At 72.1% G+C, this 24,431-nt stretch carries 22 protein-coding genes and 1 other RNA gene; 19 read left to right on the forward strand and 4 right to left on the reverse strand.

The window, feature by feature from the left end; translation table 11 throughout:
- Window positions 1-263 precede the first annotated feature (263 nt).
- A complete protein-coding gene (gene prfB, locus ACZ6I1_RS11660) occupies window positions 264-1,373 on the forward strand; it encodes a peptide chain release factor 2 (RefSeq protein ID WP_469285936.1) in 1,110 nt (369 codons plus the stop codon).
- Window positions 1,374-1,469: 96 nt separating this feature from the next.
- Here prfB and ACZ6I1_RS11665 read toward each other — a convergent pair whose 3' ends face one another.
- Window positions 1,470-1,661, reverse strand: coding sequence for a hypothetical protein (locus ACZ6I1_RS11665; RefSeq protein ID WP_215018373.1), 192 nt, complete (start codon window positions 1,659-1,661; stop codon window positions 1,470-1,472).
- A gap of 248 nt (window positions 1,662-1,909) precedes the next feature.
- Between ACZ6I1_RS11665 and ftsE the strand changes: the two genes are divergently transcribed.
- The 7 genes from ftsE (at window position 1,910) to ACZ6I1_RS11700 (ending at window position 6,709) form a co-directional block, all read left to right on the forward strand.
- A complete protein-coding gene (ftsE, locus tag ACZ6I1_RS11670; RefSeq protein ID WP_069923855.1) occupies window positions 1,910-2,599 on the forward strand; it encodes a cell division ATP-binding protein FtsE in 690 nt (229 codons plus the stop codon).
- A gap of 17 nt (window positions 2,600-2,616) precedes the next feature.
- Window positions 2,617-3,579: a permease-like cell division protein FtsX gene (gene ftsX, locus ACZ6I1_RS11675; protein WP_469285938.1), complete on the forward strand. Its 963-nt coding sequence runs from the start codon at window positions 2,617-2,619 to the stop codon at window positions 3,577-3,579.
- Between the two features lie 67 nt (window positions 3,580-3,646).
- Window positions 3,647-4,843, forward strand: coding sequence for a S41 family peptidase (locus ACZ6I1_RS11680; protein WP_469285940.1), 1,197 nt, complete (start codon window positions 3,647-3,649; stop codon window positions 4,841-4,843).
- An 18-nt stretch (window positions 4,844-4,861) separates the two neighbouring features.
- The gene (gene smpB / locus ACZ6I1_RS11685; RefSeq protein ID WP_069920480.1) at window positions 4,862-5,347 is read left to right on the forward strand and encodes an SsrA-binding protein SmpB; all 486 of its coding nucleotides are present in this window, start codon (window positions 4,862-4,864) and stop codon (window positions 5,345-5,347) included.
- Between the two features lie 84 nt (window positions 5,348-5,431).
- Window positions 5,432-5,820: a transfer-messenger RNA gene (gene ssrA / locus ACZ6I1_RS11690) on the forward strand.
- A gap of 92 nt (window positions 5,821-5,912) precedes the next feature.
- A complete protein-coding gene (locus tag ACZ6I1_RS11695) occupies window positions 5,913-6,209 on the forward strand; it encodes a hypothetical protein (RefSeq protein WP_469285942.1) in 297 nt (98 codons plus the stop codon).
- The gene (locus tag ACZ6I1_RS11700) at window positions 6,206-6,709 is read left to right on the forward strand and encodes a hypothetical protein (protein ID WP_469285944.1); all 504 of its coding nucleotides are present in this window, start codon (window positions 6,206-6,208) and stop codon (window positions 6,707-6,709) included. The genes ACZ6I1_RS11695 and ACZ6I1_RS11700 overlap by 4 nt, the downstream gene beginning before the upstream one ends.
- Before the next feature lie 218 nt (window positions 6,710-6,927).
- On the opposite strand, the gene ACZ6I1_RS11705 is transcribed toward ACZ6I1_RS11700, so the two are convergent.
- Both ACZ6I1_RS11705 and ACZ6I1_RS11710 read right to left on the reverse strand, forming a co-directional pair.
- On the reverse strand, window positions 6,928-8,331 hold the full coding sequence (locus ACZ6I1_RS11705; protein WP_469285946.1) for an SH3 domain-containing protein: 1,404 nt from the start codon (window positions 8,329-8,331) through the stop codon (window positions 6,928-6,930).
- 48 nt (window positions 8,332-8,379) lie between these two features.
- Window positions 8,380-9,687 carry an MFS transporter gene (locus ACZ6I1_RS11710; protein ID WP_469286264.1) on the reverse strand — a complete coding sequence of 436 codons (1,308 nt, stop codon included), beginning with the start codon at window positions 9,685-9,687 and terminating at the stop codon, window positions 8,380-8,382.
- 94 nt (window positions 9,688-9,781) lie between these two features.
- Here ACZ6I1_RS11710 and ACZ6I1_RS11715 point away from each other — a divergent pair, with 94 nt between their 5' ends.
- The 8 genes from ACZ6I1_RS11715 to ACZ6I1_RS11750 all read left to right on the forward strand — a co-directional run bounded on the left by ACZ6I1_RS11715 (window position 9,782) and on the right by ACZ6I1_RS11750 (window position 19,581).
- Entirely contained in the window at window positions 9,782-10,747 is a 966-nt protein-coding gene (locus ACZ6I1_RS11715; RefSeq protein ID WP_469285948.1) for a LysR family transcriptional regulator, read from the forward strand.
- Window positions 10,748-10,844: 97 nt separating this feature from the next.
- Window positions 10,845-12,215: a nitrate/nitrite transporter gene (locus ACZ6I1_RS11720; protein WP_469285950.1), complete on the forward strand. Its 1,371-nt coding sequence runs from the start codon at window positions 10,845-10,847 to the stop codon at window positions 12,213-12,215.
- 96 nt (window positions 12,216-12,311) lie between these two features.
- Window positions 12,312-13,460, forward strand: a complete 1,149-nt coding sequence (locus tag ACZ6I1_RS11725) for a uroporphyrinogen-III synthase (RefSeq protein WP_469285952.1) — start codon at window positions 12,312-12,314, stop codon at window positions 13,458-13,460.
- A 92-nt stretch (window positions 13,461-13,552) separates the two neighbouring features.
- Complete coding sequence (locus ACZ6I1_RS11730; RefSeq protein WP_469286266.1) at window positions 13,553-14,080, forward strand: GNAT family N-acetyltransferase; 528 nt, start codon at window positions 13,553-13,555, stop codon at window positions 14,078-14,080.
- A gap of 83 nt (window positions 14,081-14,163) precedes the next feature.
- Window positions 14,164-14,712, forward strand: a complete 549-nt coding sequence (locus ACZ6I1_RS11735; RefSeq protein WP_469285954.1) for a CGNR zinc finger domain-containing protein — start codon at window positions 14,164-14,166, stop codon at window positions 14,710-14,712.
- A 105-nt stretch (window positions 14,713-14,817) separates the two neighbouring features.
- Window positions 14,818-17,124 (forward strand): HelD family protein, encoded by a 2,307-nt coding sequence (locus ACZ6I1_RS11740; RefSeq protein WP_469285956.1) that lies wholly within the window; start codon window positions 14,818-14,820, stop codon window positions 17,122-17,124.
- 431 nt (window positions 17,125-17,555) lie between these two features.
- A complete protein-coding gene (locus ACZ6I1_RS11745) occupies window positions 17,556-18,959 on the forward strand; it encodes an NAD-dependent malic enzyme (protein WP_469285959.1) in 1,404 nt (467 codons plus the stop codon).
- Between the two features lie 340 nt (window positions 18,960-19,299).
- Window positions 19,300-19,581: an HU family DNA-binding protein gene (locus tag ACZ6I1_RS11750; RefSeq protein ID WP_007264399.1), complete on the forward strand. Its 282-nt coding sequence runs from the start codon at window positions 19,300-19,302 to the stop codon at window positions 19,579-19,581.
- A 307-nt stretch (window positions 19,582-19,888) separates the two neighbouring features.
- On the opposite strand, the gene murA is transcribed toward ACZ6I1_RS11750, so the two are convergent.
- Window positions 19,889-21,235, reverse strand: a complete 1,347-nt coding sequence (gene murA, locus ACZ6I1_RS11755) for a UDP-N-acetylglucosamine 1-carboxyvinyltransferase (protein WP_443299193.1) — start codon at window positions 21,233-21,235, stop codon at window positions 19,889-19,891.
- Between the two features lie 263 nt (window positions 21,236-21,498).
- On the opposite strand from murA, the gene ACZ6I1_RS11760 reads away from it, so the two are divergent.
- The 3 genes from ACZ6I1_RS11760 (at window position 21,499) to ACZ6I1_RS11770 (ending at window position 24,209) form a co-directional block, all read left to right on the forward strand.
- Window positions 21,499-22,059, forward strand: a complete 561-nt coding sequence (locus tag ACZ6I1_RS11760; RefSeq protein WP_469285962.1) for a YqgE/AlgH family protein — start codon at window positions 21,499-21,501, stop codon at window positions 22,057-22,059.
- A gap of 29 nt (window positions 22,060-22,088) precedes the next feature.
- Entirely contained in the window at window positions 22,089-22,373 is a 285-nt protein-coding gene (locus tag ACZ6I1_RS11765) for a DUF3039 domain-containing protein (RefSeq protein ID WP_469285964.1), read from the forward strand.
- A 144-nt stretch (window positions 22,374-22,517) separates the two neighbouring features.
- Window positions 22,518-24,209 carry a beta-N-acetylhexosaminidase gene (locus tag ACZ6I1_RS11770; RefSeq protein ID WP_469285966.1) on the forward strand — a complete coding sequence of 564 codons (1,692 nt, stop codon included), beginning with the start codon at window positions 22,518-22,520 and terminating at the stop codon, window positions 24,207-24,209.
- The last annotated feature ends 222 nt before the right edge of the window (window positions 24,210-24,431 follow it).

Here is a 24,431-nt window from a genome sequence, read left to right on the forward strand (position 1 = left end):
GGAGGGTCACGGCAGGGATGGCGCCGGGACCGCTTGGGCCGCGTACAGGACCAAGTCGGATCGGGGTGGATCAGGCTTGTGGGTGGTCCGGCGGCAGACAGCTCGACGTCGTGACGCGCATGTGGTCCACATGCCGGCGCTTCACGAGGCGCGTGACGAAGAGAACGGTCATACCGTGAGCGTACGCCCGTGCGACCGGCCATCAGTACGGGTGATCCGGCCTGCCCGGACGGCCCCGCCCGCGGACCGGCTACGCTGGACCCGTGGCAGTCGTCGATGTTTCCGAAGAGCTGAAGTCCCTCTCCTCGACCATGGGGTCGATCGAGGCCGTCCTGGACCTCGACAAGCTGAGGGCAGATATCGCCGTGCTCGAGGAGCAGGCCGCCGCGCCGTCCCTGTGGGACGACCCGGAGGCCGCTCAGAAGATCACGAGCAAGCTTTCGCACCTCCAGGCCGAGGTCCGCAAGACCGAAACCCTGCGCGGCCGGATCGACGACCTCGCGGTCCTCTTCGACCTCGCGCAGGAGATGGACGACGCGGACACCCTCGCGGAGGCCGAGGCGGAGCTCGTCTCCGTCCGCAAGGCCCTGGACGAGATGGAGGTCAGGACCCTGCTCTCCGGCGAGTACGCCGAGCGCGAGGCCCTGGTCAACATCCGCGCCGAGGCCGGCGGCGTGGACGCCTCCGACTTCGCCGAGCGCCTCCAGCGCATGTACCTGCGCTGGGCCGAGCGCCACGGCTACTCCACCGAGGTCTACGAGACCTCGTACGCGGAAGAGGCCGGCATCAAGTCGACCACCTTCGTCGTCAAGGCCCCGTACGCCTACGGCACGCTCTCCGTCGAGCAGGGCACCCACCGCCTCGTGCGGATCTCGCCCTTCGACAACCAGGGCCGCCGCCAGACCTCCTTCGCGGGCGTCGAGGTGCTGCCGGTCGTCGAGTCCAGCGACCACGTCGAGATCGACGAGGGCGAGCTGCGCATCGACGTGTACCGCGCCTCCGGCCCCGGCGGCCAGGGCGTCAACACCACCGACTCGGCGGTGCGCATCACGCACATCCCGACCGGCATCGTGGTGTCCTGCCAGAACGAGCGCTCGCAGATCCAGAACAAGGCCAGCGCCATGAACGTCCTCCAGGCCAAGCTGCTCGAGCGGCGCCGCCAGGAGGAGCAGGCCAAGATGGACGCCCTCAAGGACGGCGGCAGCTCCTGGGGCAACCAGATGCGCTCCTACGTCCTGCACCCGTACCAGATGGTCAAGGACCTGCGGACGGAGTTCGAGGTCGGCAACCCGCAGGCGGTGCTCGACGGCGAGATCGACGGCTTCCTGGAGGCCGGAATCCGCTGGCGCAAGCAGCAGGAGCAGACCGCGTAGCCCACGGCACGCGAACCGCACGCGAACCGCACGCGGAAAGGGCCCGGACACCAGGTGTCCGGGCCCTTTCGCCATGAGTCGCCATGATCGGTACGTCTACGCGGTCTGCTGAGCCACCAGTACCAGCGCGGCCACCAGGATCACCATGAGGGCGATGAGCGCCACGGGATTCAGGCCGGAGAAGGGGCCCTCCTGCTGGAGGCGCTCCCGGTTCGCCCGGCACACAGGGCAGCGGCCCTGGCTTACGGGTGCGGCGCAGTTCGCGCACACGAGCCGGTCATATGTCATGCGCTCCTCCTCTCGTCCCCTTCGCACTGCGACATCCACTACAACGCGGTCGGGAACGAGACCGTTCCCCCTACCACTGTGCCAGCTCCGCCGACATTCGGCGCGGCCCGTCCGGGCAATCGCCTCCCGACCCGCCCCGGATCCTCCCGGACCAGGGGATAAAAGGGGCAAGTCCGGTTGCCGGGTCCACACCCCGCGCCCGTTCGCGTATGGTCACGCACACCTACTCCCGGCGACCGTGGTGCACCGTGATCCGATTCGACAGCGTCTCCAAGTCCTACCCGAAGCAGAACCGTCCCGCACTCAGAGATGTCTCCCTGGACATCGCGAAGGGCGAGTTCGTCTTCCTGGTCGGCTCCTCCGGCTCCGGCAAGTCCACCTTCCTGCGGCTCATCCTGCGCGAGGAGCGGGCGAGCCACGGCCAGGTCCACGTCCTGGGCAAGGACCTCGCCAAGCTCTCCAACTGGAAGGTCCCGCAGATGCGGCGCCAGCTGGGGACCGTCTTCCAGGACTTCCGCCTGCTGCCCAACAAGACGGTGGCCGAGAACGTCGCCTTCGCGCAGGAGGTCATCGGCAAACCGCGGGGCGAGATCCGCAAGGCCGTCCCGCAGGTCCTGGAACTCGTCGGACTCGGCGGCAAGGAGGACCGGATGCCCGGCGAGCTCTCCGGCGGCGAGCAGCAGCGCGTGGCCATCGCCCGTGCCTTCGTCAACCGCCCCGCCCTGCTCATCGCGGACGAGCCCACCGGCAACCTCGACCCGCAGACCTCCGTCGGGATCATGAAGCTGCTGGACCGGATCAACCGGACCGGCACCACCGTGATCATGGCGACCCACGACCAGCAGATCGTCGACCAGATGCGCAAGCGCGTCATCGAACTCGAACAGGGCCGTCTCGTACGCGACCAGTCGCGCGGCGTCTACGGCTACCAGCACTGAAAGGTCCCTGAGACGCAATGCGCGCCCAGTTCGTCATGTCGGAGATCGGCGTCGGCCTCCGCCGCAATCTCACCATGACCTTCGCGGTCATCATCTCCGTGGCCCTGTCGCTGGCCCTGTTCGGCGGTTCCCTGCTCATGCGCGAGCAGGTGACCCGGATGAAGGGCTACTGGTACGACAAGGCCAACGTCTCGATCTACCTCTGCAACAAGTCGGACGCCGAGCAGGCCACCGAGGCCGCCAACAAGGCGGCCGGTTCGGGCGACCCGGGCGTCGCCACCTGCCGCAAGGGCGCGGTGACCGACGAGCAGAAGAAGCAGATCGAGACCGAGCTCAAGCAGATGTCCCTGGTGAAGTCCGTCGCCTACGAGTCGGCGGACGAGGCCTACAAGCACTACCAGGAGCAGTACGGGCACACGGCGCTGGCCTCCTCCATCACCCCCGACCAGATGCAGGAGTCCTTCCGGGTCAAGCTCAAGGACCCGGAGAAGTACAAGGTGGTCACCTCGGCCTTCGCCGGCCGGGACGGCATCCACACCGTCGACGACCAGCGCCAGGCCATCGACGACCTCTTCCGCATCCTCAACTACCTCAACATCGCGGCCCTCGCCATCATGCTGATCATGCTGATCGTGGCGCTGCTGCTGATCGTCAACACGGTGCGCGTCTCGGCGTTCAGCCGGAGGCGGGAGACCGGGATCATGCGGCTGGTGGGTGCCTCCAGCTTCTACATCCAGGTCCCCTTCATCATGGAGGCCGCCGTCGCCGGGCTCATCGGCGCCGTGTTCGCCTGCGTGATGCTCGTCTCGGGCCAGTACTTCGTCATCGACCACGGCGTCGGCCTGCGGGACAAGATCCAGCTCATCGACTTCATGGGCTGGACCTCGGTCGTCCGCAAGCTGCCGTACGTGCTCTTCATCGGCCTCCTGATGCCCTCCGTGGCCGCGTTCCTCGCCTTGCGCAAGTACCTGAAGGTGTGACGAGCGCCCCGTGAGCGGTCCGGTCAACCATCCGTACCGGCACGGGGCTTGTCCTAGACTCGGCGCCATGCCGGACTTGCCGAGTATCCGCGCCTCCTGTCTCCGGCCCCGCGACCTGCGTCGCGGGGCCGTTGTGACGTTGGCTCTCCTCGCGGCGCTCGGAACCGCCGCGAGCACCGGGTGCTGGGACCGCGACGACGCCACCACCGCCGCCCTCGCCGCCGCCGGCACGGGGGCCGCCGCGCCCGAGCCGCCCCGCGCCACGGGCACCGCCGACCGCGAGGCCGTGGCCCGGGCCGCCGCCGAGGCCGTCGCCGACGGGAAGTCCGGCAAGAAGGCCGCCCAGGAGGTGGTCAGCCGCAGCGGCGACCGCTGGGGCACCGTCTACGACCAGGGCGAGTACGCCGCATTCGCCGACGCCCTCGACGGCCGCTGGACCGGGGTCGGACTGTGGGCCCGGCGGGTTCGCGACGGCCGGATCCAGGTCGACAGGGTCCAGCCGGACGGCCCCGCGGCCCGGGCCGGCGTACGCGCCGGGGACCGGCTGCTGAGCGTCGACGGGCACGCCGTCACCGGCCTCGCCGTCACCGACGTGATCGCCCTGCTGCGCGGCGAGGCCGGTACCCCCGTGGTGCTGAACCTGAGCCGCGACGGCGCCGACCTCACCGAGACCGTCCGCCGCGAGCAGCTGCGGACCGAGCCGGTGACCGTACGGCAGCTGCGCGACGGGATCACCGTCATCAAGGTGGCCTCCTTCACCCGCGGCTCGGGCGAGCGGGTCAGGGCCGCCGTCCGCGCGGCCCCGCCCGGTGGTGGGGTCATGCTCGACCTGCGCGGCAACCCGGGCGGGCTGGTCGCCGAGGCGGTGACGGCCGCCTCCGCCTTCCTGGACGGCGGGCTCGTGGCGACGTACGACGTACGGGGCGACCAGCGCGCCCTGTACGCGGACCCGGGCGGGGACACCGGCCGGCCGCTGGTGGCCCTGGTGGACGGCGGCACCATGAGCGCGGCCGAGCTGGTCACCGGCGCCCTCCAGGACCGCGGCCGGGCCGTGGCGGTCGGCAGCCGGACCTTCGGCAAGGGCTCGGTGCAGATGCCGACCGAGCTCCCCGACGGCTCGGTGGCCGAGCTCACGGTGGGCACCTACCGCACCCCGGCGGGCCGCAGCCTCGACGGCAGCGGCATCACCCCCGACGTGCCGGCGGGCGCGGGCGCCGAGGAACGGGCCGCGCAGGTATTGGGTGGCCTCGGGGTGGGTCCGTAGTGCAAAAATGACTGCACTATGGCTAAGGAAAAAGGGCGCAAGCTGATCGCCCAGAACAAGAAGGCGCGGCACGACTACACGATCCTCGACACCTACGAGTGCGGTCTCGTGCTCACGGGCACCGAGGTCAAGTCCATGCGCCAGGGCCGTGCCTCGCTCGTGGACGGCTTCGTGTCGGTGGAGGGCCGCGAGGCCTGGCTCTACAACGTGCACGTGCCGGAGTACAGCCAGGGCACCTGGACGAACCACAGCGCCCGGCGCAAGCGCAAGCTCCTCATGCACCGCGAGGAGATCGACAAGCTGGAACGCAAGGCGGACGAGTCGGGTCACACGATCGTGCCCCTGTCGCTGTACTTCAAGGACGGCCGCGCGAAGGTCGAGATCGCGCTGGCCAAGGGCAAGAAGGAGTACGACAAGCGGCAGACGCTCCGGGAGAAGCAGGACACCCGCGAGACGAACCGGGCGATCTCGGCGATCCGCCGCAAGCAGCGGGGCACCGTTTAACCTCCTGGCACGCGGTGGTCCACTTCGCGTAGGATGTAGTCAGCACCACCTCCTTGGGGGTGGAGCACTTTGAAAAATCAACATGGGGATGATCGGTTTCGACAGCGGATGTCGATGCAGGGGAAGCGAGCCGAGGAAGCGGCAATGATCTCGTAAACCATATGTCGCAAACAATAATCGCCAACTCCAAGAGCGATAACTCCCGCTTCACCCTCGCTGCCTAATAACAGTGAGCTGAAGCCTCTGTGAGGAGCGTCAGCCCGGAAGTGGTCCCGGTCCGGATCCTGGCGTCAATTAGGGATCTAAACCTCTAGCCCCGGTCACGGGGGTTGGAGGGAAATCAAACAGTGACTGAGCCCGTCGGAGACTTGTCCGTGTGATCTCCGGGGCCGAGAAAAGCGCAGCGGACTGCGCTCGGAGAAGCCCTGCTTCTGCACCGTTGGACGCGGGTTCGATTCCCGCCATCTCCACTCATCCCATGTGGGCAAAGGCCCCGCAGCCTCGGCTGCGGGGCCTTTGTCGTTTCGGCTTGCGTGAGCGTCCTACGGCGTCATACGGTCGTCTCATGGCGAAGACGCGCATCACCGTCACCTTCGATCCGGCGGACGAGGCGGTCGTCCGTGAGGCGGCCGCGGAGTACGGCCTCGACCTTGCGACGTTCCTGCGGACCGCCGCGCTGGCCGAGGCGGGTCGCCAGGCGCGCATCAGGGTCAGGTTCGCGGAGATCGACGCCATAAACCGGTCTGCGGAAGCGGCGGAGCCCGAGGCCGCACCCGACACCTCCCCGGAGGACGACGCGGCCATGGACGCGTACCTCGACGCCATCGATGCCGGATTCACCCGGCGGGGCGCCGTCGCGTGACCGTGTTCGTGTACGACACGGGCATGCTGATCGCCCTTGAGCGCCGGGATCCCGAAGCGCACCGTTTCCACGAGCGACTCAGTGCACGGTCCGGCTGGCATCCGCCCGTTGTGCTCGTTCCGGTGCTTGCCCAGGCCTGGCGTCCGCAGCCAGGCAACTGGACGCCTCTGAGCCGGGTGCTGCCGTCTTGTGTGGTCTTCGGCGCCGACCGGGAAGTGAGCGACTGTGGAGTGTGCCAAGCGGGCCACACGGTAGAGGACGGAAAGCGCGCCGGAGTCGCGGCCACGCTCGCCGCTCTGCCGCCCAAGAAGCGACCCGATGCCGTGGACGCTCTGGTCGCGGTCGTGGCCGCCCGACACGACCGTTCGGTCATCCTGACATCGGATCCGGATGACATCTGTGCCTATCGGGACGCGCTTGCCGCGACGCCTGCGAGTGTGGCGGTCCTATCGGTCGAGGAACTGACGGAATTCCGCTCAGGTAAGCCGGCGCTCAGGTGAACGTGTGCCGGCGAGCACCGCGTCTGCGCTGCCGGCCCGGCTCGCCCAGGGCTACGCCCCTCTCGGCGACGACATGAGTCGTAGTCGTCGGCGGACATGATGCCCAGTCCTCTCCGAGTTGTACGAGTTGCGGTACGGGATGGGTATCGGAAACCGGTACAACTCTGCAACGGCCCCGCAGCCGTGGCTGCGGGGCCCTTGTCATGCGAGGTCGGCTGTCAGCAGAACGGAACCTTGTTGAGGTTCAAGGCGTAGCGGGCGGAGATCCAGCCGCGGCCGTCGGCGAGCTTGTACCAGATCGAATTGCCGTCGACGTTCTGGCCGTTGACCTTGCACTGCAGGCTGACCACCGTGCCGCTGCCGATCTTGCCGACCTTTCCGTACTGGGTGCCGGGACCCGAGCGGACGCCCAGGCCCTTGCCCAGCTTGACGATGCGGGCCTTCGGCTTGTGCGTGGGCTTCGGGGGCTTCGGCTTGCCGGGGTGGTGACCGCCGCACTTCTTGCAGTGGCCGGGCTTGCCCTTGTCGCCCTTCTCGCCCTTGGGGCCTTGCGGGCCTTGCGGTCCCTGGGGGCCTTGCGGGCCCTGCGGCCCCTGGGGACCCTGCGGGCCTCCGGCCGGACCCTGCTCGCCCTGCGGTCCCTGCGGGCCGGAGGGGCCGGGGTTGCCCTGCGGGCCCTGGGGCCCGGGGACTCCCTGGGGACCCTGGGGTCCGGCGGGGCCGGGGTTGCCCTGGTTGCCCTGCGGGCCACCCGGTCCCTGCGGGCCTTGCGGTCCCTGCGGACCTTGCTCGCCCTGCGGTCCCTGCTCGCCCTGCGGTCCCTGCGGCCCCGGGGGGCCTCCGGCCGGGCCCTGTTCGCCCTGCGGTCCCTGTGGTCCGGCGGGGCCGGGGTTGCCCTGGTTGCCCTGCGGGCCCTGGGGGCCACCGGGTCCTTGCGGGCCTTGCGGGCCTTGCGGGCCTTGCGAGCCCTGGGGGCCACCGGGGCCGGCCGGCCCCTGGGGGCCCTGGGGTCCGGCAGGACCCTGGTCGCCCTTCTCGCCCTTCGGGCCGGGCCTGCCGGGCTTGCCGTGGTGGCCGGGCTTTCCGTCATGGCCGTGGTGGCCGTCGTCGCCCTTGTCGCCCTTGGGGCCCGTCGGGCCCGTCACCGCCGTGGCCACGGCGAACAGGGCGGACTCCTCGGTGCCGGTCGCCCACTCGCCCCCGTCCAGCGTCGTGCCCTCCGGTGCCTTCGCGTCCACCCGGACGGCCACGCCGAGCCGGGTCCGCTCGTTCGCGGGGAAGACGAAGCCCGCGCGGGTTCCGGCCTGGCAGGTCAGCTGCCGGGCGTCCGGCGAGAGCGTGCACGGGGACGCCGCACGCCGGCCGTTCCAGTAGAACCGGGCCTCGGGGAACGTCGTCTGTTCCGGAGCGGTGATCCGGAAGGTGCTGCTGACGGCCTGTTCCGTCCCGGTGGCGGCGGCGATGACGACGCGGCCCGTCCGGCCGGGAGCGATGGAGGGGACGTACGGCTGGGAGAACCGCGGACCCGCCGCATCGGCCAGGGCGGGTACGGCCGGTACGAGACAGGAGGCGGTGACGGCCGCGACGATCACGGCAGCCGAAACGGAGCGGTGAGCAGACAAAGGGTGTTCCTCCGCGAAGGGAAAAGCGCTGGGGGAAGGCACCCCCAGTTATTGCGGATCACGAGCGGAGACGACGCGTACCACGCGGGAACGATCACCCGCCCGCCGGATGAATCGCCCTGCCGCGGCAGCCCCGACGGCGGCCAGCGCCCCCGCGGCGGGCAGCAGGTACGCCGTCGGCGGCCCGAGGCGGTCGACCGCCAGGCCCGCCGTGGCCGAACCGGCCGCGATGCCCGCCAGGATGGCGGTGACCGCGAGCGTCATGCCCTCGTTGAGGCGGCCCTCCGGGGTCAGGGCGTGGACCCGGGCCATCGCCGTGACCATCGTCGGGGCCGTGGCCATGCCGGCCACGAGCAGCGCCCCGGCGAGTGCGGCCACCGAGCCGCCGGCGGCCGCGGCCCAGGGCAGGGCCATGAGGACGGCCAGGGCGCCCACACAGGTGCGCAGGCTGCGGGGGCGCAGGGTCCCGTAGAGCAGGCCCGCCGCGCAGGAGCCCGCCGCCTGGAGGGCCAGGACCAGGCCGGAGGCGGCCCCCAGCCCGGCGGCGTCGAGGTAGGCGATCGAGGTGACCTCCATCGAGCCGAAGACCAGGCCCAGGCAGCCGAACAGGGCCAGCAGCGGAGCCAACGCGCGCAGCGGGGAGCCGTGCCGGGGCGCCGACCCCGTCGCCGGGGGTTCGGTGGAGCGCTGGGCGGTGAAGAGCAGCATCCCCGTGAGGAACAGGGCGGCCCCGGCGAGGGTCCCGGCCTCGGGGAAGACGGCCGTGCAGAGGAAGGCGGCCAGCACCGGGCCGAGCAGATAGCAGAGTTCGTCGGCGGCCTGCTCGAAGGACATCGCCGTGTGGTGCGAGGCGGGGGAGTCGCGCAGCAGGTGGGTCCAGCGGGCCCGGGACATGCCCCCGATGTTGGGGGTGGTGGCGGTCGCCGCGTAGGAGGCGAAGAGGGTCCAGGCCGGGGCCCCGGTCCGGACGCACACGATCAGGGCGAGGGATCCGAGGACGGCGACCAGGGTGGCGGGGACGGCGACCCGGGCCTGCCCGTACCGGTCGACCAGCCGGGCCGTCCAGGGTGCGACCAGCGCCGTGGCGGCCAGACCGGTCGCCGTGACCGCGCCGGCCAGGGCGTACGAACCGCGCTGCCCGGCGATCATCATGACCGCGCTGATCCCGAACATGCCCATGGGGAGCCGCGCGAGGAGGTTGCCGGCGGTGAAGGCGCGCGTGCCGGGCAGGGCGAACAGGCGCCGGTACGGTCCGGCGGCGCGGCCCCGGCCGGGGACGGGGCCGGGCGCGGGGGCGCCAGGGGTGGCCGGGGCGGCCGGGGCGGCGAGGACGAGCGTGGTGCCGGAAACGGTCATGAGGGGCATGACCACCACCCTCGGCCGCACCCCGCCCCGGCGTCCAACACCTGTTCACGACCCATTCACCGCTTTCCGTTGTTAGTCTCCGGGGGTGAATCCCCGTGATGTGGACCCGCGGCTGCTGCGCGGGTTCGTCGCCGCCGCCGAGGAGCTGCACTTCACCCGTGCCGCCGCCCGCCTCTACGTCGCCCAGCAGGCCCTCAGCCGCGATGTCCGGCGGCTCGAACAGGCCCTGGGGACAGGGCTGTTCGTCCGGACCACCCGCGCCGTCGAGCTGACGCCCGACGGGGTGCGGCTGCTGCCGCTGGCCCGGCGGGTGCTGGCCGCGCACGAGGAGCTGGCCGCCGCCTTCACCGCCCCCCGCGCGCTCCTCGTCGACCTGAACACCGACGGCCCCAGCACGGGCCGCCGGGTCCTGGAACGCGCCCGCGAACTCGCCCCGGACTGCGAGCTGATGGCCCGCTTCGAGAGCGGACTCACCCACGCCGCCGCCGAGATCGCCGCCGGCCGGCTCGACGTCGCCTTCGGCTACGCCGACGGGCTGGCCCCGGCGCTGCGGGCACGCCTCGCGCAGGCGCCCGTACGGTACGAGCCGCTCGCCGTGCTGCTGCCCGAGGGCCACCCGCTGGCCGCGGAGGCCGCCGTACCGCTGGACGCGCTGGCCGGGGAGACCGTGTACGCGGGAGCCGGGAACCCGCGGACCGTGGAATGGACCGGGCTCGCGCGCGAGCTGTTCGCCGGGCGCGGGATCGCGCTGGCCCCGCCCGCCCCCGTGGCCGTGGGGAAGGAGGAGTTCCGCCGGGTGATGGCCAAGACCGGCAATCCGGTCCTGGCCACCGTGGACTTCCTGGACATGCCCGGCTGCGTGAAGCGCCCGCTGACCGACCCCGTGCCGCTGTCCCCGCTGTCGATGGTGTGGCGGCGGGGCTTCGGCCATCCCGGCCTGGACGCCCTGCGCGCTGCGGCCGCCGGACTGGCCGCCGAGCGGGGATGGCTCGAACCGCCCCCCGGGAGCTGGGTCCCCGCCCGGCTCACACGCGGCCCGGGCGCCGGGTGAGAGCAAGGTTTCCCGGCGGTCATCCGGCGGGGACCGGGGCCGAAACGCGCCGTTCCTACGGTCGTCACCACGGACGCGACAGCTGTGGAGGCGTGTGATGACCGGTACGACCGCACCGCGCAAGGGGGGCCGCTGGATCGAGCGGTGGGACCCCGAGGACGAGACGTTCTGGCACGAGACCGGTGAGCGGGTGGCCCGCCGCAACCTGCTCTATTCCGTGCTCTCCGAGCACATCGGGTTCTCCATCTGGTCGCTCTGGTCCGTGATGGTCCTCTTCATGGGACCGCAGTACGGGGTCGACCCGGCCGGGAAGTTCTTCCTGATCGCCACCGCGACCTTCGTCGGGGCGCTCGTGCGGGTGCCGTACACCTTCGCGGTCGCCCGCTTCGGCGGCCGGAACTGGACCGTCTTCAGCGCACTGCTGCTGCTCGCGCCCACCGTGGCCGCGATGGTGGTCATGGAGCCCGGGACCTCGTACGGCACCTTCCTGGCCGTGGCCGCCCTCACGGGCGTCGGCGGCGGGAACTTCGCCTCCTCGATGACGAACATCAACGCCTTCTTCCCGCTGCGCAAGAAGGGCTGGGCGCTCGGGCTGAACGCCGGCGGCGGCAACATCGGCGTGCCGGTGGTGCAGCTGGCCGGACTGCTGGTCATCGCCACCGCAGGGGCCGGACACCCGCGGTTCCTGCTGGGCGCCTACATCCCGCTGATCGTGCTCGCGGCCGCGCTGGCCGCGACGCGGATGGACAACCTGGCGCCCGTGCGCAACGACACCGGCGCCGTCCGCGAAGCGATCAAGGACGCACACACCTGGATCATGTCGTTCCTCTACATCGGGACGTTCGGGTCCTTCATCGGATACAGCTTCGCCTTCGGACTCGTGCTCCAGACCCAGTTCGGGCGCACCCCGCTCCAGGCCGCCTCGCTGACCTTCATCGGACCGCTGCTCGGTTCGCTGATCCGGCCGGTGGGCGGCGCGCTCGCGGACCGCTTCGGCGGGGCGCGGATCACCCTGGGGACCTTCGTGGCGATGGCGGCGGCGACCGGTGTGGTGGTGTTCGCCTCGCAGCGGCACTCGCTGTCGGTGTTCCTCGTCGGCTTCGTGGCCCTGTTCGTCCTGAGCGGGCTCGGCAACGGGTCGACGTACAAGATGATCCCGGGCATCTTCCAGGCCAAGGCCCTCGCCCGCGGCATGAGCGGCGAGGCCGCGGCCGCCTACGGGCGACGGCTCTCCGGGGCCTCCATGGGGCTGATCGGGGCGGTCGGCGCGCTCGGCGGGCTGGGCATCAACCTGGTCTTCCGGGAGGCGTTCCTCACCTCCGGATCGGGCACCGCCGCCTTCGTCACCTTCCTCGGCTTCTACGCCGTGTGCTGCGCGGTCACCTGGGCGGTATACCTTCGCCGGCCGGCGGTGGCGGTGGTCCAGACGGCCGGGGTCGAGGCGAAACCCCAGCTCACGTCGGTGTAACCGGGGCGAAATACGGGTGAACCGAGTCCGACACGCCACCTTGGCAGGCTCGGTCCACCCGTACCGCCCCCCATGCACGTCACTAGGCAGGTCACGATGGACGACACCAAGACCGGCCCGCTCTCGGGCTTCACCGTCGGCGTCACCGCCGCCCGGCGGGCGGACGAACTCATCGCCCTGCTGCGCCGGCGCGGCGCCTCCGTACTGCACGCGCCCGCGCTGCGGATCGTCCCGCTGGCCGACGACAGCGAACTGCTCGCCGCCACCAAGGAACTCATCGGCTGCGCGCCGGACGCGGTGGTCGCCACCACCGCGATCGGGTTCCGCGGCTGGATCGAGGCCGCCGACGGGTGGGGCATCGGCGAGGAGCTGCTGGGACGGCTGCGGACCACCGAACTGCTGGCCCGCGGACCGAAGGTCAAGGGCGCCATCCGGGCCGCCGGACTGGTGGAGGCCTGGTCCCCGGAGTCGGAATCGCTCGCCGAGGTACTGGAACGGCTGCTCGCGGCCGGGGTGGCCGGGCGGCGGATCGCCCTCCAGCTGCACGGGGAGCCGCTGCCGGGCTTCGTCGAGGCGCTGCGGGCCGGCGGGGCCGAGGTGGTGGTGGTCCCGGTGTACCGGTGGATGGCGCCCGAGGACCTCGCCCCGCTGGACCGGCTGCTGGACGCGGTGGCCGGCGGCGCCGTGGACGCGGTCAGCTTCACCTCGGCACCGGCGGCCGCCTCGCTGCTGTCGCGGGCGGAGGAGCGCGGAGTACGGGAATCCGTGCTGGCGGCCCTGCGGGGCGGGGTGCTGGCCGCGTGCGTGGGGCCGGTGACGGCGCTTCCGCTTCAGGCGCTGGGGGTGGACACCGTGCAGCCGGAGCGGTTCCGGCTGGGCCCGCTCGTGCAGCTGCTGTGCCAGGAGCTGCCGGGCCGGGCGCGGGTGCTGCCGGTGGCCGGGCACCGGCTGGAGATCCGCGGGCACGCGGTCCTGGTCGACGAGGAGCTGCGGCCGGTGCCGCCCGCCGGGATGGCCCTGCTGCGGGCCCTGGCGCGGCGCCCGGGGTGGGTGGTGTCACGGGCGGACCTGCTGCGGGTACTGCCGGGGGCCGGGCGGGACGAGCACGCAGTGGAGACGGCGATGGCCCGGCTCAGGGTCGCGCTGGGCACTCCGAAGATGATCCAGACCGTGGTCAAGCGGGGGTACCGGCTGTCGCTGGACGCGGGCGGAGAGGTCAAGTACGGGGAGCCGCCCGCCTCCTGACGGGGGCCCAGGTCCCGGGATCCGGGGCGCGACCTGGTGAACCTTTCCGGGCACGGCGCTAGGGTGCGACCGTGATCATTGACGGGGTGGAGATGAGGGGCCTCGAGCTCGGCGACGCCGCCGGGCTGGCCGCGGCCTACGCGCGCAACCGGGCGTTCATGGCGCCCTTCGAACCGGCACGGTCGGAGGACTTCTACACCGAGCACGGGCAGCGGGTCCGGATCGAGGGCATGCTCGCGGACCGGGACGACGGGCGGATGGTCCCGTACGTGCTGGTCGAGGCCGCGAGCGGCACGCCCGTCGGCGCGATCAACCTCGGCTCGATCGTGCTCGGTCCGCTGTGCAGCGGCGGCATCGGCTACTGGGTGGACCAGGACTGGAACGGCAAGGGCCTGGCCACGGCCGCCCTGGAAGAGGTGTGCCGGGCCGCCCGCGACGAGGTCGGCCTGCACCGGGTGGAGGCGGGGACCCTCCTCGACAACCTCGCCTCGCAGCGGGTCCTGCGGAAGGCGGGCTTCGAGGAGTACGGGATCGCGCCGCGCTACCTCCACATCAACGGGGCCTGGCGCGACCACCGCCTCTTCCAGCGCCTCCTGCACGACCATCCGCCGGGGCCGTGACGGCAACCCCGTCGGGGGCTTCCGCTCGTACGCGCGGGGCGGCACTCTGGTGGGGCGCCCCACGACGCGAGGCGGTGACGGGCATGCGGTTCGACTGCGGGCGGGTCTGCCTGGACCTGGTGGCCACTGAGCGCATCCGGGACGGCGACGAGCTGCGGACGTGGCTCGCCGGGGCCGGGCTGGTGCCCGACCGGACGCCGCTCGCACGGGTCGGACCCGACTGGGCGGCGGCCTTCCAGACGCTGCGCCGGGACGTGGAGGCACTCGTACGGGCCGAGCTGCACGGGACCGGGCCGGAAGAGGCGGCCCTCGCCCGGGTCAACGCGCTGGCCGCCGGGCCACCCCCGGGCCTGTGTGCCGTACGGGACCAGGAGGGGCACCTCGTACGGGAGTTGTGCGGCGGCGTGGAGTGCGGGGCCCTGCTCGCGGCGGTGGCCCGGGACGCCGTCGAGCTGCTCACCGACCCCGGCGACCTGGCCCTGCTGCGGGCCTGCGAGGGCGACGGCTGCACCCGGGTCTACCTGGACACTTCCCGCGGCCACCGGCGCCGCTGGTGCTCCAGCGAGCTGTGCGGCAACCGGGAGCGCGTCGCCCGGCACCGCCGCCGGGCCCTGGCCGCGGGCTCGGTGTAGGCCTTGGTGTAGGCCCGCCCCGGCCGGTTCCGGAACGGGCGTGCGGACAGGGCGCCGATTCGCGTACGGTTGACGGTCGCCCATGCACGTCAGAAGGGGGCCTTGGTGGCCGCGCAGAATGCCGCTGTCGACAGCACGGCGGATTCCGTCCGAGATCGGGAGATCGCGGTCGAGCAGACGCATCTCGACCGGGTGTACAGACGCCTCGAGGAGAAGATCCACGAGGCGGAATTCCTGATGAACGACGCCGCCAAGCGCGGTCAGGTGGGCACCCCCGGTGCCCTCGCCGAGCGCGACGCGCAGGTCTTCCGGGCGGGCATCCACCTGAACCGGCTGAACAACGAGTTCGAGGACTTCCTCTTCGGCCGCGTCGACCTCGTGCTCGGCAAGGACGGGGAGCGCGGCCCGGACGGCGCCTACACCTCCGTGGAGCCCGCGGACGACGCGATCCGCGAGGACCTCACCGCCGACATCGCCGAGACCCTGCACATCGGCCGCATCGGAGTCCTGGACTCCGACTACGCGCCGCTGGTCATCGACTGGCGGGCCCCCGCGGCCGCGCCGTTCTACCGCTCCACGCCCAAGGACCCCGGCCGCGTCGTGCGCCGCCGCGTCATCCGGTCCAAGGGCCGCAAGGTGCTGGGCGTCGAGGACGACCTGATGCGCCCCGAGGTCACCGCCTTCCTGGACGGGCAGGAGCTGCCCGTCATCGGCGACGGCGCGCTGATGGCCGCGCTCGGGCGGGCCCGTACGCACTCCATGCGGGACATCGTCTCCTCCATCCAGGCCGAGCAGGACCTCGTCATCCGGGCCCCCGCCGCCTCCGTCGCCGAGGTCGCGGGCGGGCCCGGCACCGGCAAGACCGCCGTCGCCCTGCACCGCGCCGCCTACCTGCTCTACCAGGACCGGCGCCGCTACTCCGGCGGCATCCTGATCGTCTCCCCGACCCCGCTGCTCGTCGCGTACACCGAGGGCGTGCTGCCCTCCCTCGGCGAGGAGGGCCAGGTCGCCATCCGCGCACTGGGCTCGCTGGTCGACGGCGCCGAGGCGACCACGTATGACGACCCGGCCGTGGCCCGGATCAAGGGCTCCTCGCGGATGGCCAGGGTGCTGCGCAAGGCCGTACGGGGCGCCCTGGAACTCGGCGGCGCCCCCGACCGGCTGCGCGTGGTGGCCTTCGGACGGCGCCAGGAGCTGGAGGCCGACGAGCTGAACCGGATCCGGCAGAACGTGCTCGGCGGCACCACCCCGGTGAACCTGCTGCGCCCGCGGGCCCGCAAGCTCCTGCTCGACGCCCTGTACGCGCGGTCCGGCCAGGCCGGCCGGCACAGCGACCCGGAGCTGGCCGCCGAACTGCGCTCCGCGTTCGACGAGGACGTCTCCACCGAGGACGCCTTCATCGACTTCCTGGGCCGCTGGTGGCCGGAGCTCACCCCGCGCGGCGTACTGGCCGCGATGGCCGACGAGCGGCGGCTCGGCCGCTGGTCGCGCCGGGAGCTGAACCCGCGCGAGACCCGCCAGCTGGCGCGCTCGCTGCGCCGGGTGGGCCCGGACGGCAAGGGCCCCCTGTCCGTCCACGACGTGGCGCTGCTCGACGAGCTCCACCAGCTGCTCGGCGCGCCCGCCCGGCCCAGGCGGAAGCGCGAGATGGACCCCCTGGACCAGCTCAGCGGGCTGGAGGAGCTGATGCCGGCCCGCGAGGAGACCCAGTGGGAGCGGGCCGAGCGGCTCGCGGCGGAACGCACCGAGTACGCGCACGTCATCGTGGACGAGGCCCAGGACCTGACGCCGATGCAGTGGCGGATGGTGGGCCGGCGCGGCCGGACGGGCACCTGGACGGTGGTCGGCGACCCGGCGCAGTCCTCGTGGACCGACCCGGACGAGGCCGCCGCGGCCCGCGACGAGGCCCTCGGGTCCCGGCCGCGCCGGCGGTTCACGCTGACCGTGAACTACCGCAACCCGGCGGAGGTCGCCGAGGTCGCCGCCCGGGTGCTGCGCCTGGCCATGCCCGGCATGGAGCCCCCGTCGGCGGTGCGCTCCACGGGCCTGGAGCCCCGCTTCACGGCAGCCGGGGACGATCTCGGCGCGTGCGTACGGGAGGAGACCCGCAGGCTGCTGGAGCAGGTGGACGGCACCGTCGGCGTGGTCGTGGCCATGGACCGGCGCGCCGAGGCCGCCGGCTGGCTGGCCGACCTGGGGGAGCGGGCGGTGGCGCTGGGCAGCCTGGAGGCCAAGGGGCTGGAGTACGACGCCACGGTGGTCGTCTCCCCGGCGGAGATCGCGGACGAGTCCCCGGCGGGCCTGCGGGTGCTGTACGTGGCGCTGACGCGCGCGACGCAACAGCTCACGGTGGTCTCCGCGGCGCGGGACGAGCCCGACGCGTCCGGAGTGCCGGAACTCCTGCTTCCGTAGCGTACGGCCGTATGGTCGGCGGCCGGGAGCGTGGTGTGCGCAACCGGCCGCCGGGAGGGGGACCGCATTCGGCGATCCTTTGTTAGCCTGGTGAAGGCACCGACTCGATCCAAGCCCCCGGGCCCAACCTTCGTCGCTTAGAGCGACCACTTGCCGCGAGGCGAGCATGGCGGGTCGGTGTCATAGACGTGGCAGCACACAGGTCCGCGCCCTCCACTCCGGTGGGGGGCGCGGACCTGTTTCTGCGTGGCCCGCCCTTCCGCGACCCCCTGAAATCTCGTATGGTGGAAGAGTCTTTCCGAAATTTGTAGCTGGTTACCTTGTACCGGCTGGTAGGTGGGACGATCGGACAACAGGTCCCGCCGCGCCACCCGCTGTGTGCCCCGGGCCCTGTGTACAGCGAAAACCAGGGACAGAAGAGGAACACGGCCATGGCAACGGCGCCCAGCGTCTCGTATTCGATGACGGTCCGCCTGGAAGTGCCCGCGAGCGGAACCGCGGTCTCCCAGCTCACCACCGCCGTGGAGTCCTCCGGCGGCTCGGTCACCGGCCTCGACGTGACCGCCTCCGGTCACGAGAAGCTCCGGATCGACGTCACCATCGCCGCGACCTCCACCGCGCACGCGGACGAGATCGTCGAGAAGCTGCGGGAGATCGAGGGCGTCAGCCTCGGCAAGGTCTCCGACCGCACCTTCCTGATGCACCTCGGCGGCAAGATCGAGATGGCGTCCAAGCACCCCATCCGCAACCGTGACGACCTCTCGATGATCTACACCCCGGGCGTGGCCCGCGTGTGCATGGCGATCGCCGAGAACCCCGAGGACGCGCGCCGCCTGACCATCAAGCGCAACTCCGTCGCAGTCGTGACGGACGGCTCCGCCGTGCTGGGCCTGGGCAACATCGGCCCGATGGCCGCGCTGCCCGTCATGGAGGGCAAGGCGGCCCTCTTCAAGCGCTTCGCGGGCATCGACGCCTGGCCGATCTGCCTCGACACGCAGGACAGCGACGAGATCGTGGCGATCGTCAAGGCCATCGCCCCCGGCTTCGCGGGCATCAACCTGGAGGACATCTCCGCGCCGCGCTGCTTCGAGATCGAGGCCCGGCTGCGCGAGGCCCTCGACATCCCCGTCTTCCACGACGACCAGCACGGCACCGCCATCGTCGTCCTCGCCGCCCTCACCAACGCACTGCGCGTGGTGGGCAAGGCAGTTGGGGACGTCAAGGTCGTCATGTCGGGCGCCGGCGCGGCCGGTACCGCCATCCTCAAGCTGCTCCTCGCGGCGGGCGTCAAGAACGCCGTCAGCGCCGACATCCACGGTGTCGTGCACGCGGACCGCCCCGACCTCGTCGACGCGGCCCCCGACTCCCCGCTGCGCTGGATCGCCGACAACACCAACCCCGAGGGCTACACGGGCACGCTGAAGGAGGCCGTGGCCGGCGCCGACGTCTTCATCGGCGTCTCGGCCCCGAACGTGCTCTCCGGCGAGGACGTGGCCGCGATGGCGGAAGGCGCGATCGTGTTCGCGCTCGCGAACCCGGACCCCGAGGTGGACCCGGCCGTCGCCCGTCAGACCGCCGCCGTCGTCGCCACCGGCCGCTCCGACTTCCCGAACCAGATCAACAACGTGCTGGTCTTCCCGGGTGTCTTCCGCGGCCTGCTGGACGCCCAGTCGCGGACGGTGAACACCGACATGATGCTGGCCGCGGCGACCGCCCTGGCGGACGTCGTCGGCGAGGACGAGCTGAACGCGAACTACATCATCCCGTCGGTGTTCAACGACAAGGTCGCCGGCGCCGTCGCGGGAGCCGTCCGCAAGGCCGCCTCGGCCGTGTGACCGGCGCTGTGACCGCCCTCACGGGCGCCCCGGTCCCGGCGCGTCGCGAGATGCGGGCCGCGCGGGGCGCCTCTAGGGTTGCGGGGATGCCCGCGAGGTCCGCGGTGCGCAGCAGCGTAGGGCGAGGGCGTGGACGGAGCGTCACCGCGGCGTGACTGTGGCGCTTTTCGTGTGACCCCGGCGGGTGCCGGATTGGCTTTCCCGCCGCTGGTGGGGGCAGGATGCGTAACCGGGCGAGAGGGTCTGACGTTCAGACCCGGGTCCGGGGACTGTCCGAGGGCCCTGGCAGCATCGGCTTCGATCTCACGCCTCTAAGGCAAGTTGAACACGGGAGTACAACATGAACCGCAGTGAGCTGGTGGCCGCTCTGTCCGAGCGCGCCGAGGTGACCCGCAAGGACGCCGACGCCGTTCTGGCCGCGCTCGCCGAGACCGTTGGCGAGATCGTCGCCAAGGGCGACGAGAAGGTCACCATCCCCGGCTTCCTGACCTTCGAGCGCACCCACCGTGCCGCTCGCACCGCGCGCAACCCGCAGACCGGCGACCCCATCCAGATCCCGGCCGGCTACAGCGTGAAGGTCTCCGCGGGCTCCAAGCTCAAGGAAGCCGCCAAGGGCAAGTAGTCCTGCCCCGCCGCCGAAGGCCGCACAGGCCTGTGGAGCGGCAGCAGTACGGAGAAGGGCGGCCACCCCCGACGGGGTGGCCGCCCTTCGGCCGTTGCGGGGCCCGTGCCCGCCCCTGCCCGCCCGTGTCCGGCCCGGTGGGGCGCCGTTGACCCCCGGGGGCCCGCCGGAGCCCGGGGGGCGCCTGAGGCGCCATGGGGGAGCCCGCGGCCATGAGAAAGCCCCCCGGGGCCCTTGCGGGGGCCTCCGGGGGGCTTTCTGACGGTCCGACGGCCTGACGGCGGCTCTGGCCGGATCCGCTTACGGCTCAGACGAGGTCGCCGCCCGGCAGCTCGACCTTCGCGCCGAGCTCCACGAGCTTCTCCATGAAGTTCTCGTAGCCGCGGTTGATGAGGTCGATGCCGTGGACCCGCGAGGTGCCCTCGGCCGCCAGCGCCGCGATCAGGTACGAGAATCCGCCGCGCAGGTCGGGGATGACCAGGTCGGCGCCCTGCAGCTTGGTGGGGCCGGAGACGACCGCCGAGTGCAGGAAGTTGCGCTGGCCGAAACGGCAGGCCGAGCCGCCCAGGCACTCGCGGTACAGCTGGATGTGAGCACCCATCTGGTTGAGTGCGGAGGTGAAGCCGAGGCGGGACTCGTAGACCGTCTCGTGGACGATCGACAGGCCGGTGGCCTGCGTCAGGGCCACCACGAGCGGCTGCTGCCAGTCGGTCTGGAAGCCGGGGTGCACGTCCGTCTCCAGCGCGATGGCGTTGAGCGGGCCGCCCGGGTGCCAGAAGCGGATGCCGTTGTCGTCGATCTCGAACGCACCGCCGACCCGGCGGAAGGTGTTCAGGAAGGTCATCATCGAGCGCTGCTGGGCGCCGCGGACGTAGATGTTGCCGCCGGTCGCCAGGGCCGCGGAAGCCCAGGAGGCGGCCTCCAGGCGGTCCGGGAGCGCCTTGTGGTTGTAGCCGCCGAGGCGGTCGACGCCCGTGATCCGGATGGTCCGGTCGGTGTCCATGGAGATGATCGCGCCCATCTTCTGCAGTACGCAGATGAGGTCCTCGATCTCCGGCTCCACGGCGGCGTTGCTGAGCTCGGTGACGCCCTCGGCCAGTACGGCCGTCAGCAGCACCTGCTCGGTCGAGCCGACCGAGGGGTAGGGCAGGCGGATCTTGCAGCCGCGCAGGCGCTGGGGGGCCTCCAGGTACTGGCCGCCCTCGCGCTTCTCGATGGTCGCGCCGAACTGGCGCAGCACGTCGAAGTGGAAGTCGATCGGCCGTCCGCCGATGTCGCAGCCGCCGAGGCCCGGGATGAAGGCGTGGCCGAGGCGGTGCAGCAGCGGGCCGCAGAACAGGATCGGGATGCGCGACGAACCCGCGTGGGCGTCGATGTCGGCGACGTTCGCGCTCTCGACGTGGGTCGGGTCGAGCACCAGCTCGCCCGGCTCCTCGCCGGGACGGACCGTCACCCCGTGCAGCTGGAGCAGCCCGCGCACGACCCGGACGTCACGGATGTCGGGGACGTTGCGCAGCCGGCTGGGTTCGCTGCCGAGCAGAGCGGCGACCATGGCCTTGGGCACGAGGTTCTTCGCACCGCGGACACGGATCTCGCCCTCGAGCGGGGTGCCGCCGTGGACAAGCAGTACATCGTCACTGACTGTGCCGGTCATGAATCTCGCGTTCCGGAGTGGGATGGGCAGGGGGCCAGGGAAAAGAGTAAGGGCCACCACCCCTTTGTTTGTATGGCCGACGCGGCCGTAGGACTGTCATGAATTCGGTACAACACCCTCCGTACCCACCACATGGCGGAGCGTTGCGTTCCGCTCGCGCCGTCCGCGCGCCCTCCCTCCTGCTGCCGTGCGCCCTGAGCTGCGGGCGATCCGATCTTCCCGCCCGCTCCCCGTAACGGGCGAATGTGCGGGATCATGGCGGCATGACCGAGGTGTCCTCCCTCACAGGGCGGTTGCTCGTGGCCACCCCCGCCCTCGCGGACCCGAACTTCGACCGCGCGGTGGTGCTGCTGCTCGACCACGACGAGCAGGGCTCGCTCGGCGTGGTCCTCAACCGGCCGACCCCGGTGGACGTGGGCGACATCCTGCTGCCCTGGGCGCCCCTGGCCGGGGACCCCGGCGTGGTCTTCCAGGGCGGCCCCGTCGCCCTGGACTCGGCCCTGGGCGTGGCGGTCATACCCGGCGAGGAGGGCCCGCTCGGCTGGCGCCGGGTGCACGGGGCCATCGGGCTGGTCGACCTGGAGGCCCCGCCCGAACTGCTCGCCGCGGCCCTGGGCTCGCTGCGCATCTTCGCCGGCTACTCGGGCTGGGGCCCCGGCCAGCTGGAGGTCGAGGTGGGCGAGGGCGCGTGGTACGTCGTGGAGTCGGAGCCCGGTGACGTGTCCTTCCCGGACCCCGAGCGCCTGTGGCGGGCGGTCCTGCGCCGCCAGCGCAGCGAGCTGGCGATGGTGGCCACCTATCCGGACGACCCGTCGCTCAACTGACCACGGCGGCGTTCAGTACCCTGGCTTTTATGAGCACTCTTGAGCCCGAGCGCGGGACTGGTACGGGGACCCTCGTAGAGCCGACGCCACAGGTGTCCCACGGCGACGGCGACCACGAGCGCTTCGCCCACTACGTCCAGAAGGACAAGATCATGGCGAGCGCGCTCGACGGGACCCCCGTCGTCGCGCTCTGCGGCAAGGTCTGGGTGCCGGGCCGGGACCCGAAGAAGTACCCGGTCTGCCCCATGTGCAAGGAGATCTACGAGTCCATGGGCCCCGGCGGGGACAAGGACAAGGGCGGCAAGGACACGTAGTCCGGCCCTCCGCGGCAGACCAAGGCCCCCGGGGTGCGCATCGGCGTACCCCGGGGGCCTTCGGCGTACTAGGGTCGGCGCGACGAGCACTCTGCGGAACGGGCGTTGCGCAGGGCGCAACAGGCTGCTGCGAAGGGCTGACGCATGGACCTGATCCCCGCACCCCGTGTCGCCGTCTCCGACGAGGGCGGGCGCCGCTACCCGTTCGGGCCCGAGCCGGTGCTCGCCGTCGGGCCGGGCGCCGAGGGGGCCGCGCGCCTGCTGCGCCGCGAACTCGGCGCGGCCACCGGCTGGAGCCTGCCGGCCGCCGGGCCGGGTGAGGCGGCCGCGATACGGCTGCGGATCGGCCCGGTCGACCCGGTCGGCCCGGCGGACCCCGTCGGTCCGGAGTCCGGGCAGGGGCCGGGCGCCGGGGGCGGGCCCGGTCGTGAGGCGTACTCGCTCGCCGTCGACGCGACCGGCGTCGAACTGACCGGTGCGAGCGCGGCCGGGCTGTTCTGGGGCGTCCAGACGCTGCGCCAGCTGCTGGGACCGGACGTGTACCGCAAGGCCCCGCTGCCCGGGCGCGCCTGGAGCCTGCCGTACGTACGGATCGCGGACGCGCCCCGGTTCGGGTGGCGCGGGCTGATGCTCGACGTCGCCCGGCACTTCATGCCCAAGGACACCGTCCTGCGGTACATCGACCTGCTCGCCGCGCACAAGCTCAACGTGCTCCACCTGCACCTGACGGACGACCAGGGCTGGCGCGTGGAGATCAAGCGCTATCCGCGCCTCACCGGGGTCGGGGCGTGGCGGGCGCGCAGCCGGTGGGGCCACCGCGCCTCGTCGCTGTGGAACGAGACCCCGCACGGCGGCTACTACACGCAGGACGACATCCGCGAGATCGTCGCCTACGCCGCCGAGCGGCACGTCCGGGTGGTCCCGGAGATCGACGTACCGGGCCACTCGCAGGCCGCGATCGCCGCGTACCCCGAACTGGGCAACACGGACGTCGTCGACACCGGGGCGCTGGAGGTGTGGGACGACTGGGGCATCAACGAGAACGTGCTCGCGCCGACCGAGGCCGTGCTGCGGTTCTACGAAGGGGTCTTCGAGGAGCTGCTGGAGCTCTTCCCCGCCGAGGTCTCGCCCTTCGTCCACGTGGGGGGCGACGAGTGCCCCAAGGCGCAGTGGAAGGCCTCGAAGACCGCGCAGGAGCGGATCCGGGAGCTCGGCGTCGACGGGGAGGACGGGCTGCAGTCCTGGTTCATCCGGCACTTCGACACCTGGCTCGCCGAGCGGGGGCGGCGGCTGATCGGCTGGGACGAGATCCTGGAGGGCGGGCTGGCGCCGGGCGCGGCCGTCTCCTCGTGGCGGGGGTACGCGGGCGGGATCGCCGCCGCCGAGGCCGGGCACGACGTGGTGATGTGCCCCGAGCAGCACGTGTACCTGGACTACCGTCAGGCGCCGGGCGAGCAGGAGCCGATGCCGATCGCGTACGTCCGGACGCTGGAGGACGTGTACCGCTTCGAGCCCGTCCCCGCCGGACTGTCCGCGCAGGCCGCCGCCCGCGTGCTCGGCGCCCAGGCCAACGCGTGGACCGAGGTGACGGAGAACCAGGACCGCCTCGACTACCAGGTGTTCCCGCGGCTGGCGGCCTTCGCCGAGGTGGTGTGGTCCTGGCAGCCGGCGCCGCCCGAGCGCGACTTCGCCGGGTTCGAGGCGCGGATGGCGGCGCACTACGCGCGGCTGGACGCCCTCGGCGTCGGATACCGGCCACCGGCCGGGCCCCTGCCGTGGCAGCGGCGCCCCGGGGTGCTCGGGCGCCCGAAGGACGGGACGCCCCCGAACGTGTGACACACACAAGAACCGGAACTCTGGCTGGATTTCCGGCGATACGGGGAAAAACGGTCAGCAAGCGGTCGGTGCGGGTCCCCGCGGTGCGGCCGGTGATGCCGGGCCGGCGGACATCCGGCCGGGGGGCGCCCCCGGCGACCCTCGCGCCGGGCGTCGGGGAAGATGTGCCAGAGTTGCCACCTCCCGGCGGTGAGCACGTACCGTACGGCGGACAGGCGTGAG

Source organism: Streptomyces sp. NPDC046303 (assembly GCF_055588085.1).

What these genes read in the sequence shown, in the direction of transcription:
- ACZ6I1_RS11725 (WP_469285952.1), top strand. Translation starts at nt 12,312, where the DNA reads ATGGACGACACCAAGACCGGCCCGCTCTCGGGCTTCACCGTCGGCGTC.
- ACZ6I1_RS11765 (WP_469285964.1), top strand. Translation starts at nt 22,089, where the DNA reads ATGAGCACTCTTGAGCCCGAGCGCGGGACTGGTACGGGGACCCTCGTA.
- ACZ6I1_RS11735 (WP_469285954.1), top strand. Translation starts at nt 14,164, where the DNA reads ATGCGGTTCGACTGCGGGCGGGTCTGCCTGGACCTGGTGGCCACTGAG.
- murA (WP_443299193.1), bottom strand. Translation starts at nt 21,235, where the DNA reads ATGACCGGCACAGTCAGTGACGATGTACTGCTTGTCCACGGCGGCACC.
- ACZ6I1_RS11760 (WP_469285962.1), top strand. Translation starts at nt 21,499, where the DNA reads ATGACCGAGGTGTCCTCCCTCACAGGGCGGTTGCTCGTGGCCACCCCC.
- ACZ6I1_RS11665 (WP_215018373.1), bottom strand. Translation starts at nt 1,661, where the DNA reads ATGACATATGACCGGCTCGTGTGCGCGAACTGCGCCGCACCCGTAAGC.
- ACZ6I1_RS11720 (WP_469285950.1), top strand. Translation starts at nt 10,845, where the DNA reads ATGACCGGTACGACCGCACCGCGCAAGGGGGGCCGCTGGATCGAGCGG.
- ACZ6I1_RS11730 (WP_469286266.1), top strand. Translation starts at nt 13,553, where the DNA reads ATGAGGGGCCTCGAGCTCGGCGACGCCGCCGGGCTGGCCGCGGCCTAC.
- ACZ6I1_RS11745 (WP_469285959.1), top strand. Translation starts at nt 17,556, where the DNA reads ATGGCAACGGCGCCCAGCGTCTCGTATTCGATGACGGTCCGCCTGGAA.
- ACZ6I1_RS11680 (WP_469285940.1), top strand. Translation starts at nt 3,647, where the DNA reads ATGCCGGACTTGCCGAGTATCCGCGCCTCCTGTCTCCGGCCCCGCGAC.
- smpB (WP_069920480.1), top strand. Translation starts at nt 4,862, where the DNA reads ATGGCTAAGGAAAAAGGGCGCAAGCTGATCGCCCAGAACAAGAAGGCG.
- ftsX (WP_469285938.1), top strand. Translation starts at nt 2,617, where the DNA reads ATGCGCGCCCAGTTCGTCATGTCGGAGATCGGCGTCGGCCTCCGCCGC.
- ACZ6I1_RS11770 (WP_469285966.1), top strand. Translation starts at nt 22,518, where the DNA reads ATGGACCTGATCCCCGCACCCCGTGTCGCCGTCTCCGACGAGGGCGGG.
- ACZ6I1_RS11750 (WP_007264399.1), top strand. Translation starts at nt 19,300, where the DNA reads ATGAACCGCAGTGAGCTGGTGGCCGCTCTGTCCGAGCGCGCCGAGGTG.
- ACZ6I1_RS11695 (WP_469285942.1), top strand. Translation starts at nt 5,913, where the DNA reads ATGGCGAAGACGCGCATCACCGTCACCTTCGATCCGGCGGACGAGGCG.
- ACZ6I1_RS11710 (WP_469286264.1), bottom strand. Translation starts at nt 9,687, where the DNA reads ATGACCGTTTCCGGCACCACGCTCGTCCTCGCCGCCCCGGCCGCCCCG.